The sequence below is a fragment of the Flavobacterium sp. TC780 genome (assembly GCF_056783245.1).
In genome coordinates this window covers 1-12,761 of sequence record NZ_JBXBAV010000052.1, presented here as the reverse complement: position 1 = coordinate 12,761, position 12,761 = coordinate 1, and the positions used below count along the sequence as shown (strand labels likewise).

The following is a 12,761-nucleotide window of genomic DNA, read 5'->3' as shown; positions in this document are numbered from 1 at the left end:
ATAATTATTTTAAATTAAACACAAATCTCTAAAAATAGCTAGATTAATTATTAATCATGAACCGGATTTTGTGTACATGGACAATTACTAATTGCCTGAAGGAAATCGAATCCTATAGTTACGACATGTGTTCCTGAATTATAGGCTCCGATACGGTTAAGCGATGCTTGGTAAGAATATCCAAAATAAAAATTTGACTTCTTGAAACCTGCCATTGGTCCAACCATTAAAGGCTGAAAAAACTGATCGTTCAAGAATCGATACGAAACTCCTAACCAGTAGTAATCTTCATAACGGTTGTATTGTCTGAATTTAAAGTTGAAATCGGTACTCGAACGTTGATCACTAGCAAAAATCTGGTAGTAAACAGATGGTTCGAACTCTATTCGGTTATTTTCGGCTCCTCTAAAAACGTATCCTGTATATACTTGATAATTTCGAAGCAAATTAGGCTCTATTCCGTCAAATCTATCTATTTCCTTGTTCAAGATGTTACTTGCGTTAAGACTTAAGTAAAACGACTTATTACGGTACAAAATACCTACATCAAAGTTGTTATTAGAAACAAATCGATTATCGGTAATACTTGGATCCGGAAGTGGATTTTCATATGTTGGTGAGAACTCGTTTATATTAATTTTAAAATTATTGATATTATACGAAATACCAAATGACAGGTATTGTTTTGAATAATAATCCAAAATCAAGTGATGCGCAAATGATATTTTGGCTCCTGTTTGTCTTGTATAACCATTCTTATTGTTATAAAGTGAGATTCCCACTCCTGAACGATCCAAAATTCTGAAATCAGCATAAAGCGATTGATTCTCTGGTGCATCCTTAATACCTACCCATTGTGTTAAACCATTGGCACGTATTCTTAAGTTATCACCAATACCTGCAAATGTTGAAGAAACTACAAATGGGTTATCGGCTAGGTACTGCGTAAAAACTGGCAAATTTAACTCCTGGCTGTAACCTGATGTTACAGCCATAAGTAGAAATGATATGATAATTTTTTTCATTGTATTTTTAATTTTAGATAACATAATTACTTTGTTATTAGTTACCTGTATAGGGTGAAATGTCCAACAAACTCTCTGTCATCTTTATTGTCATTGAGTTTCAATACGTACCAATAATCACCAGATGGCAATTCGGCACCATTGTATCTTCCGTCCCATTTTTGACCCAACTTGTACTTACAAATTACACGACCGTATCTATCAAAGATATCGAATGTTAAATCTTTGTAATTGATTGTACATCCTGGCGCCCGAAGTATCATTTATACCATCTCCATTAGGAGTAAAGTGATTTGGAATACATACATCAATATATTCGAAATATCTTGTAGCTGTAGCTGTACATCCATTTTTATCTGTTACAGTAACGGTGTACGTTCCTGATTTGTAAATAATGAATTTATTAACTGATCCATAAGGCTCTCCATCTAGTGTGTATTGGTAATCTCCACCACCACCTGTAGCTGTTGCAACAATTTCATTTAATCCACCATCTGCTAACGTTAATGTTAACGGTTGAAGAACTTCAATAATAAATGGTAATGTTGTTTGTTCACAACCATTTGTATGTCTTGCTGTAACTGTATGTCTACCTGGGGCAACATTTACAAATACATTACTATCCTGATACGTTGTACTACCATCTAACGCATAATCAATATCTGATGCATTGGTATTTGTTGCATCAATTGTAATTGTTACAAAATTTGCTCCTAAATTATTCACACAATCCGTATTGACCTTAGCCGTAGGCAAAAGCTTAACTGAATCTGGTGTTACAATTTCAAGTTCTGCAGTACAATTATTTGCATCCAAAACATAAACAATATGTGTACCTCCTACTAAGTTAGAGAACGTATGGTCTGCTGTTGTTAATTGTTCATATGTACCATCTCTATTGTCTAGAATTACTCTGTAAGGAGCTGTTCCTCCAACAATTTCGATACTAAATGCTCCATCTTTATCTCCATCACAGAATTCTGGTAATATGCTATTTGGTACTAAAGTAAGACTTAGGATATCTGGTTGTTTGATTTCCACTTTTTTGATTACGAATTCACATCCGTTTTCATCCTGAATTAATATATCATAGAATCCTGGTTCTAAATTATCAAAAACATTTGATTCAAAGAATTGTCTAAAATCTGGTGAAATTGCATATCTCAACACTCCTGTACCACCTTCTGCGATAACAGTAATTTTTCCGTTGTCTGATCCATTACATGTTAAATCTGTAGGAACAGCATTGGCTACTATACTTGTTGGTGGCTCTGTAATTGAAACCGGTAATGAAATAGTACTACAATCATCACTAACTACTTTTACAAAATAATCTCCTTGTGAAAGATTTTCAAATCGACCTGGTTTATTTTGCGTTGGCAGAGGCGAAACTGGGTTTTTACCTGCATCTAACAAGGTATAAACATAGTTACCTAAACCTCCTGTAGCTGTTGCATATATACTACCTGTACTTGATCCTTTACAATGGATATCGTAATCGACAACACTAGTGAAAACTAAAGCTGGAACAGGTGAAAAATCAATTACAGTTGCATAGCTAATACAACCTAATGCATCTTGTACAAAATATTTATATGTCGTAGCTACTGTTGTAGCTGGCAATACAATAGTTGTCGAAGAGCTGTTAAGAGGGAAAGAAATAGGGAAATTCACTCCATCTGTACCATATTTGTACGGTCCTGTGCCTCCTGTTGCTGTAAGTGTAAGCTCTGGTAATCTAAAACAGCCTTCGTCAGTCTTAATTCCTAAAGAAGCTTTAACGATTGGCGGCTCATTGATTACAATTGTATTAGTAGAATTACCTGTACACTTCCAATCATCAGTAACAATAACCATATAGCTTCCAGCTTTTAATCCTGTAAACACTGTAGATATTTGTGGTCCATTTTTAGTTACCACTCCATCAGGATATGTTGCTACTAATGTATATAAATACTTACCTGAACCTCCAGTAGTTGCATCTACTGTAATAGTTGCGCCATTATCTCCAAAACAATTTAACAATGCTTTATCTGTGCTAATTGTAGCTGCAATTGGCGTTGGAATTGCTAAAGGCATATCATCAGAAACCTCACATTTACCAGTATCTCTAACTTTTACAACATAATCTCCAGCCGTTAAATCTCGGAAAGTTGAATTCGCAGACCATGACCAAGGTCCTACTGCTACCCCAGGAGCAGATTTTAACTCCAATTGGTATTCGTATCCTCCTGACCATCCCCCCGAAGCTGAGGCTTTTATTAATCCATTATTATTTGCTTCGCATGTAATAGCTGTATGTTGTACATCAAGTACTAATGGCGTCAATGGTCCTGCAATAGTAAACTCAGCATCTACAGTACAGAAAGGTGAATCTTTTAATGTCGCTGAAATTTTATATAATCCTGCTTTTAAATTATCAATCGTGAGCGGTCCTAAATTTGGACTAGTAGCTTTTAAAGGAGTTAAAAGTACTGGGCTAGTAATTACATAATCAAATCCATTAAGAAGAACAGAAGGAGTCCCTTTAGTATCAACTAAAGTGAAATCAATGCTTCCGTTTGCTGCATCATAACAAGTAACATTAACCACATTACTAGCTACTAACTTGAACGTATTTGACTCATACACTCTATAAGGTCTTTGCAAACTACAATTAGTATCAAGATTTTCAACAGTAATCATGTATTCTCCTACTGGTAAATTATTAAATAAACCTGTTGTATTCTTTTCTAGGACGAAATCATTAGCATCTCGGAGAGTAAACTCCAAAGCTGGCAATACTCCAATTCCTTTTATAGTTGGTACAACTTTTATATTCTCACCATTATTAGTACATGTAATTACATCAACCACCGTAATAACAATATCATCGATACTCATAAATGGTTTAATAATCACGTCGTTAGTAGTAAGCATTGGACAACTATTACCATCTGAAACTTCTATAATATAAGAACCTCCTGCTGGATTAGTCTCTAAATAAATATTATCTTCTCCCGACTGAAGAATTATGTTATCTTGTGGTAATGCCCCTTTTTTGATAAATACATATTTATACTTACCAGCAATTGATGTTCCTCCTGTTGCAGTTACCACTATTGTAGCAGATTTTGGAGTATTTACACCTGCATTACAAGTAAATTGTATAACATTTGGAGTCACAACTATTAAGCTTGGTTGTATAATTTCAGTTTTTGCTGAACCCGGACAATTTCTACCTGACATAACTGATACTGTATATTTACCTGCTGGTAAATTACTGAATGTCGGTTCTTTTTGTTCTGGTCTAGAAATAGGATTGTTATTATAATCAGTACCTGTTAAAGTAAATTTATAATCAGGGTTATTATTACTTGCATCTAAAGTAACTGTTATAGTACCATCTTTTCCATCAAAACAAGTAACTGGAGTTGGTGTTAAATCAGCATCTACAATAGTAACAACTGCTGCTGTAGGGACTACAACTGGGATAGATTTAGTACACAATGTTACCTTATCTCTTACATAAAATGTATAGTTACCTGGTGCATAACCTGTAAATACATACTCTTTAAGTAAAGGATTAGAATAATATGTTGTGTTATCTTTACTATACTCATAATTAAGGCCTCCTGAACCACCTGAACCTGTTAAAGTTATTTCTCCATCAGCTCCATTACAAGTTGGATAAGTTGTAATTTCAGCAGATAATCCTAATGGATCTAAAATTGTAAATGCAGCAAGAGCTTCAGTAACACAACCGTTAGCGTCTCTTACATATACTGGATATGTACCCGGTGATTTTACTATTAATTTATTGTTTGTTGTAAAATTGTCTTTATCCAAACCATATTCAAAAGGTCCAACTCCATCAGCAGTAACAGTAATAATATATTCTCCATTTGTCAAAAGATCGAAACACTGAGTTCCAACTGTAGCCTTGATATTTGATGGAACTGGGTCTGTACCAATTACTATACTTTCTTTAATAGGGCAACCATTTCTATCGATAACCCAAACATCCCACTTAGTATTATCTGCTGGATCAAGTGTAGCCGTATTGACATCGGTATACTTTCCTGCTGGAGATAATCCATCTTCAACAAATGCATATTTATAGTCTGGTGTACCTCCTTTAACAGAAGTAACCGTAACTACAGCACCTGTAGTATTACAATTTTTAGGCACATTTGTAATCGTTTCTATGGTTAATTTTTCATCTGGCTCAGTAATTATAACTACTGTTGATGTTTCAGAACACTTAGGGAATCCTGTTTCTTTAACTACAACTGTATAGTTATTTCCTGCTGGTAACCCAGCAGTAACTTGTTGAACCTAGAGTCGTATCTCCATTTCCTGTTAATACTGAAGTAGCTCCGTCGAAAACTTCATAAGTATATGCTCCAGTATATCCAGTAACATTGATAGTTATTTTTCCTGTACTATCTGTTTTACATCCAACTTGTGTTGATGCAAAAGCAGTTACTTTTAGATTATTGAATAATGGAACTGGTTGAACAACTGATTTTATACTACAACCTGTATTATTATCGAATATTTCGAATTCATAATAGCTACCTGCTGTTTGTGCATCATAAGTAAATGTATTACCAGTAACGGTTGTTAAACTTCCTGGAATAAGAGTTCCATCTTGATACACTTGGTATGTAAATTGTTTTGGAGTATTTGTTCCTCCTGTAATAACAACATCCATTACTTGTTTCTTGTTTTCACAATCCATATCTGCACCAAAAGTTACATCCGCAGAAATTAAACTTGGGAATGGAGCAATTGGGATAGTTACGCCATCAATACAATCATTTTCATCCTTAACGTAATATGTTACGTTTTGGGTAGCTTTGTCTGCATCTACATAAAATACATTATCATTTCCATAAGTAATATTGTCTTTGCTATAAGTGAATTTTCCTGTTCCTCCAGCACCTGTAACGGTCACTTTTATTTTTTTAGGAGTGTTTCCTGTAGAACATTCAAATGGGTCTGGAGTTGCGCTAGCAACAACTTCAACAGGTATGCCAATAGTAACTTTTACTGTTGCGTCACAACCTCTTTCAGATTTTACTGTAACATTATAATCTCCTGAAGCTAATCCAGTAAAATAACCATTTGATTTTTGTATAACTGGAGTGCCAACCGGAAGTCCTGTATTGGATCAAGTGATGTAAGTGTGTATGTATAATCAGGGTTATTATTAATAGCTGGTAAATTAACTTTAATTGTACCATTACTAACGTTCCCTTGATCTGGTTGTCCTGCCGGAGTCATACAGTTAGGTAATGTCACTGCAATATCACCAATTGCTAAAACTACTTTTGTAGCAAGCGGAATATCAACATCTACAGATTTCTTACAATGAGTACTTAAATCCTCAACAGTAACAGTATAACTTCCTGCTGCTTGATTTTTGAAAACACCATTGTCCTGTACTATATCAGCAGGAATAGGAACTATTGTAGTATTATTTTTTAAAGTAAATTCAAAATTATTTAAAGTGGTATTACCTCCAAAAACTTCTGCAGTAATAGTACCGTTTGCGATATCACAAACAGGATCAAGGGTAAATTTAGCTTTAAGGTCTAACGGTTTGAAAATTTCTAATTCAACCTCGTTGCTTGTACAACCATTTAAGTCTTTAATTTTAATTTTGTATACCCCTGAAGTTAAATCAGATATTGTAAATGCTGGTGTTGTTGTAATAGCAACAGCATTACCACCATTTAAAGTATAGGTATATGGTCCTACACCAAGTGTAGTTATATTTACATTGATAGCAAAACTACCTTCGATAGCTGAACAGAAAGCTGGATCTATAACAGCAGCAATTACTGGTTCTGGGTCTTTAACAACCGTTACAGGTTTAAACGCGATACAACCATAAGCATCACGAACATAAACCAAGTAGTTACCTGCTTCTACATTAAAAGTGTTTGATGGATGTGGAGCAACATCAAAAGATGCTGCAGAAGGTGGAACGTCTAATCCTGGGTCTTGACCAATTGCTCCATTATCAACAACAATTTGATACAAATATGGAACCGCTGGTGAAGCTGGTATTGCTGGCGTAGTTGGTGTTGCTGGTACAGCTACAACCGCTGGCAAAGTAGTTCCTCCTTTTGCAAAAGCTTCGATTACTCCTTGCAATAGATTACAATTAGCATTATTACTTGAATTAGCATCTAATGTTAAAGGAGTAAGAGATTCCGTAATTGTAAAAGTTTTAGATGCATTTATACAAACAGCAACGCCTAAATTATTAAGTTCTGTAAATAAAATATAATATGTTCCTGGTTCTAATACAGTAGGAACTTCATAATCAACACTAGCCACAGCCTTTGATATTATCTCTGAATTAGCTGGAACCAATGGTAAATTAGTTTGTGAGTTATAAATTTCATATTTTATATCGGTTGTCGCCGCATTAAAACCTGTAAGTTTAAATGTAACTTTTCCATCTTTATTCCCCATACAAGTAACATTTTTAGATGAAACTGTAGGTATTAAAGTCGATGCTGTTTCTGTTGGGTTTTCAGCTTGCTTGAAATAATAACAATCTGTTGTTTTGTCATATACAATAAATGAATAAGTAACACCCGGTTTCAAGCCAGTGAAAAGAGATTGAAGATATTGTGGACTTGTGTTGTCAGTTGCATTAATAGCAGGCTGATAAGACCCCATATTCGTGGCATACTCATAAGGTGGTGTAGAACCTGACACTATTGGATATAATGCAAAATAATATGGTCCTCCAACAAAATCTGGTTTTACAGTTACCAATAATTCTGCAGTAGTACATGATACTGGTGCACCCGTAACAGTGATGTCCATATCTTCTGGTGGAGAAGCCATTGGAATTGTTTTTGTTACAGAACAATTATTAGCATCTGTAACCGTTAATTCATAAATACCAAAACTTAAAATTGTAAATTTATAATCCCCTCTTACATCTGAAATTGCATGTGGAGCTACTTGAGTAGGCTGCCCAACATTGTTCGTTAATGTGTAAGTAAAAGGCCCATCAGTTACAATTGGTGGTCCTACATCAGCAACTTTAGAACCTCCGATCAAATTTTTAACAGAAATAGACCCATAAGATAATCCTGGACCATCACATTTCATGTTTTCTATTTCTGCATCGAATTTAATCTTAAGCGGTTCTTTGATAATAGCTGTTTTAGTAATAAAACAAGATTTAGCATCTGTTACTTTTACAGTGTAAGTCCCTGCTGGAAGTCCAGTAGTTTGTGTTCCATAAGATGTACTAGTAGTTGTATTATAGACATCGATAACATAAGGCCCTACTCCAAAAGCAGTGTCTATAGTTACAGTAATTGAACCTGTAGACTCCCCATTACACAAAATAGTTGAATTGGCTACCGCTGTAAATTTCGGATCTGTTTTTGGTTTTACAGTAACTGTAGAAGTTACTTCACAACCTGTTTTGTCTTTTATTACAAATACATATTTCGTATCTGTTGTAGCTGTTGTAGCTACATTATTTGTATAAGAAAACTTATTTCCTGTTATTGACTTAACAATAGGATCTGCAACTCCGTTTACGGTTACTGTGTAAGTGTAAGGTGTTGTACCTTCAAATACTTCACCTTTAATAATCACATCTGGATTTGTTGTACAATCGATATCTTTATCCACCTTAACAGTTGCAGTCAATTGTTTTGCAATATGTTGAGATGCTAATACTAATGTACAACCTGTTGCTCTGTCTAAAACAGTTACAACATAATCTCCTGGCTCCAAATTAGAGAAAGTACCTGAAGACTGATAAGTTCCAGTATTAAGTTTATACTCGTATGTTGGTGATGGCACCACATCTGGCGTAACAATTATTGTTGCTTTATTAGTTTTGTCATAGCATAGATCTGAAGTTACATCTATTGTAGCCTTTGGTTTAACTTTGTCTGCCAATGTAAATTTATCAGATATTGTACAACCATTTAAATCTTTTACAGATACTGTATACTCTCCAACTTGTGTTAAATTTTCAAAAGTATTTAATGCTTGTGGACCTACTTTAGTTCCATCAGGTTGTGTAAGGGTATATTTATTCGTTCCCCAACCACCTGTTGTATTTACTACTGCTTTACCATCAACATCACATGTCATAGGCGTTACAGTTGTTGGTGTTATTGCCAATACTGCTGCAGGAGCCAAAATTTTCACAGTTTTAGAAACTGGACAATTTGTTTCTAAATCTGTTATCGTTAATGTATGATCGCCTGCTGCTAAATTAGGAACATTTACAACAATTGTAGTAGATCCCGTAGCAGGTGTTGTATCTGTTACTGCAGTTCCTCCATCTATATTATAAGAATAACGAACATTATTACCTAAGTCTTTGATAGTAAACTTCGCAGAACCGTCTGTACTTCCTAAACAAGAAATATTATTTACTACTTCTTCATCTATTATTATTGGTATTAATTTTTTAATAGTATGCGGGAATGAGAACGTACATTTATTAGCATCTCTTACTGTAAATGTATAAGTACCCGGAGCTAAATCTTTGAATATATTCTCTGGCTGCCAAGCTTTTGTTAATCCAGCTGGTGCAGTTATTGAATATTCATATGCTGCTTTTCCTCCTGTTACGCTTTTAATTGTAACATCTACTAAATTAGATGGACATTTAAGATCTGTATTTTTAATAACCATGGCGGTAATCGGAACTAAATCCAAAATAGTACCTGCATTTTCAGTTATAGTACATCCTTTGCTATCCGTAATTGTAACTGAATAAGCTCCACCAGTAGTTAAATCTGTAAATATACCTGTGTTGTTTGTCGCTACTACTGTAGTAACAACGCCTTTGGTAATTTTTAATACATAAGTATAAGTAGTCCCGTTGCCTCCTGTTGCCGAAGCTGTAATTATAGCTTTGGTTTCACAAGTATATGGTGTAGATATATTAACTGAAGGTGTTATTACATCTGGTTGTGTAATCTCAACTTCTATCTCTCCTGTACAACCATTAGTATCTTTTACATAAAATTTATGCTTTCCTAAAGTTAAACCTGAAAATTTAGAAACGCTTGTAAATCCTGTTGTAGGTTTATCGCTAAACTCATAATCACCTGTTCCGTCATGACCAGTTAATATTACTGAACCATCAGACAATCCGTTACAACTAATGTTCGTTGGTACAGCTGTAACTGTTGGGTTTGTAATAGAAGCTACATTACCCTCTGCTGTTGTTGTACATTTATTTTTATCGGTAATCTCAAAAGTATATTTACCTGCAATTTTAGTATTATAGGTGAATTTTGGACCTGCAATAGGTCCTACACTAGCAACTTGGTTGCCTGCACTATTTTTAACAATATAACTAAACGGAGTTGTTCCTCCTTTAATTGTTACTTCTATTACTGCTTCTTTAGGATCGATACACGTTAATGAAGTAGTTGTATTCGCATCTGCCGTAATTTTAGGATTAATGGTTTGGCTGACTGCTGTAGCTGTACATCCAAAACTATCCGTAATTAAAAATGTGTAATCTCCTGTTGCTGTTGCATCATAAGTAAATGATGAACCTATTACAGGTTCTTTTCCTCCTAATCCTCCTGTATTGTATTTAACCTGATAGTAATAAGGAGCCACACCATCGGAAATAGTAACTGTTATTTTTGCTGCTTTTCCGTCAAAACATAAACCTGTATTTTGCGTAATTTCTGCTTTTGGAGCTACTGGATCGGCAATAACTAAAGTCGTGTCTTTATCATCTACACAATCATTTTTATCTTTACCCGAAACGGTATATGTTCCTGGTTTAACATTTGTTAATATTCCATTAGTTGGAAAAGTAACCACATTAGGTGGTGTTGCAGAATCTATAAGTGTAAATATATATCCTGGCGTACCTCCTTTTGCACTTGCAGTTACTGTAGCACCTACAGAACACTTAGCAGCTGTAGCTATCGCATCAACCTCAAACGCAGCTGGTGATTTAATTTCTGCATCAATAGTAAAATTACATCCTGCTACATTCTTATCATAACGAACTTGAACCTTAAGAGGGCCTTCGCCTAAACCATTAACGATGGTTTCTGCTAATTTAGAGTTTATCCAAGTAATACCTCCATCAATAGAATATTCAAATCCGTTCGTAGTATTAAAATTGGATGCAATAATAGTTAAACTTCCATCTTTACTTCCTTTACATTTTGTATTAACAATATTTTTAACCTCAGCAGTAAATATTTTATTAGGATCAACAACTACTTTAAAATCTTTAGTTGTTAAACATGATATTGGTAATTGATAAACAAAAATATCATCAATCACTAAATCATTACCTGCATATTCTTTACTACCAGATCGTATTACAAATGTTAATTTCTCATTATCTCCTGATTTAACTCTAAATGAATTGGGATCCATTTTGTTCTATTGGCTTATTTATACCTTCGGCAATTTTCCCAGTATCTTCTCTTGCAACAACTTTTCCGTTTTGATCTACTAATTCAAATCTAACAATTGGAGCGGCTCCTGAATGCCCTACATTTAATAAATTACCAACAACTAGATCTACTTTTATAGGTTGGTTTTTTATAACATCAATAATTGGTTTACTATACAAAACACCATAATCTCCAGCAGCTTCTCCAATATTTACTAATAAATATCTTCCTAGTGGATCTGGTTTTGCATTAGCAGCTGTAGTATGATCCTTAAATGGAAACCATGCTGTATCATTTCTCCAAAAGAAGCTTGCTACAGAGTATTGATTATCTTCAACAGAACGTGTTGAACATTTATAAGGAGCATTGACTCTTTGATCATTAAAACAATATGTACTTGCAATACCTGGTGAAGTTGTTGGTGCTCCTGATCCAAAATCTTCTTTTAATAAACTACTATATGTTGGTACTGAAATTAGTTTATATCTTACAGATATTTTGTGTGGTGTACCTGGAACTGATGGTGGTACATTTACAAAAACATTGGGTGGGATATTTTGATTAACATTACCATTAAGTAAATATTCATACTCATAATTAGCACCTCCAGTATTTGTAATTGTAACTGTAGTATTTGCAGTCCCATCACAATTAAAAGTTGGAGTTGAAACCTCAATCGTAGGATCAGCAGGTTTTTCTTCTAATATAATTCCTTCCATTGGAAAAATACAATCCGCCGCATCTTTTATATAAAAAGTATATGGTGTTGTACTCGGATTAATGAACGCTTCATTTGAATCTTGCCAAGTATTACCTCCATCAAAACTATATTTATATAATTTTGGTGCAGGAAAAGGTTTTCCTCCTTGAGCATTGGTAATTCTAACTTTACCTTGTTTTTCAAATCCTGTTGGTCCACAACCTGATAACTCAGCAATTCCAGCAGATGCAGTTAAAGCCGATCCTGATCCTGCTATTGTAATAATTTTAGATTCATCAAAACAATCTACACTGTCATATGTATATTTTACTACAACATCATAATCACCCGCAGCCAAGTTTGTGATTGGATTAATTGTGCTAAATGGACCAGCAAGGCCATTAACACTATAGGATACTGTATAAGGCGAATCAGCAGGGTTTAAAGTAATCGAAATTTCACCTGTTGCACTTCCAAAACAATTAATATCTTTCTTATTAATAGTTGCTGTTGGTCTTATAATATCTGGAACTGTAATAGTCGGAATTGTAACACTACATCCTCCATCATCTGTAACAACTAGGTGCTGCCTCCCTAACAACAGGAGCATGTATTAACCTT

The 12,761-nt window shown here is 34.4% G+C and carries 7 protein-coding genes; 1 reads left to right on the top strand and 6 read right to left on the bottom strand.

Annotated elements, in window-relative coordinates; translation table 11 throughout:
* Positions 1-50: 50 nt before the first annotated feature.
* The 4 genes from AC1RYN_RS05175 to AC1RYN_RS05160 form a co-directional block, all read right to left on the bottom strand.
* Complete coding sequence (locus tag AC1RYN_RS05175) at positions 51-1,025, bottom strand: PorP/SprF family type IX secretion system membrane protein (RefSeq protein WP_481806096.1); 975 nt, start codon at positions 1,023-1,025, stop codon at positions 51-53.
* Positions 1,026-1,066: 41 nt separating this feature from the next.
* On the bottom strand, positions 1,067-1,288 hold the full coding sequence (locus AC1RYN_RS05170; RefSeq protein ID WP_481806095.1) for a T9SS type B sorting domain-containing protein: 222 nt from the start codon (positions 1,286-1,288) through the stop codon (positions 1,067-1,069).
* Entirely contained in the window at positions 1,227-5,195 is a 3,969-nt protein-coding gene (locus AC1RYN_RS05165; RefSeq protein WP_481806094.1) for a SprB repeat-containing protein, read from the bottom strand. The genes AC1RYN_RS05170 and AC1RYN_RS05165 overlap by 62 nt, the downstream gene beginning before the upstream one ends.
* 109 nt (positions 5,196-5,304) lie before the next feature.
* Positions 5,305-5,964, bottom strand: coding sequence for a SprB repeat-containing protein (locus tag AC1RYN_RS05160; protein ID WP_481806093.1), 660 nt, complete (start codon positions 5,962-5,964; stop codon positions 5,305-5,307).
* 16 nt (positions 5,965-5,980) lie between these two features.
* Between AC1RYN_RS05160 and AC1RYN_RS05155 the strand changes: the two genes are divergently transcribed.
* Complete coding sequence (locus AC1RYN_RS05155) at positions 5,981-6,103, top strand: hypothetical protein (RefSeq protein WP_481806092.1); 123 nt, start codon at positions 5,981-5,983, stop codon at positions 6,101-6,103.
* 10 nt (positions 6,104-6,113) lie between these two features.
* Here AC1RYN_RS05155 and AC1RYN_RS05150 read toward each other — a convergent pair whose 3' ends face one another.
* Positions 6,114-11,420, bottom strand: coding sequence for a hypothetical protein (locus AC1RYN_RS05150; RefSeq protein ID WP_481806091.1), 5,307 nt, complete (start codon positions 11,418-11,420; stop codon positions 6,114-6,116).
* On the bottom strand, positions 11,401-12,750 hold the full coding sequence (locus AC1RYN_RS05145; protein ID WP_481806090.1) for a SprB repeat-containing protein: 1,350 nt from the start codon (positions 12,748-12,750) through the stop codon (positions 11,401-11,403). Before AC1RYN_RS05145 ends, AC1RYN_RS05150 begins: the two co-directional genes overlap by 20 nt.
* Positions 12,751-12,761 lie beyond the last annotated feature (11 nt).

Excerpts from the sequence above, each read along its gene's own strand:
- AC1RYN_RS05175 (WP_481806096.1), bottom strand. The coding sequence starts at position 1,025 with ATGAAAAAAATTATCATATCATTTCTACTTATGGCTGTAACATCAGGT.
- AC1RYN_RS05170 (WP_481806095.1), bottom strand. The coding sequence starts at position 1,288 with ATGATACTTCGGGCGCCAGGATGTACAATCAATTACAAAGATTTAACA.
- AC1RYN_RS05150 (WP_481806091.1), bottom strand. The coding sequence starts at position 11,420 with ATGGATCCCAATTCATTTAGAGTTAAATCAGGAGATAATGAGAAATTA.
- AC1RYN_RS05145 (WP_481806090.1), bottom strand. The coding sequence starts at position 12,750 with ATGCTCCTGTTGTTAGGGAGGCAGCACCTAGTTGTTACAGATGATGGA.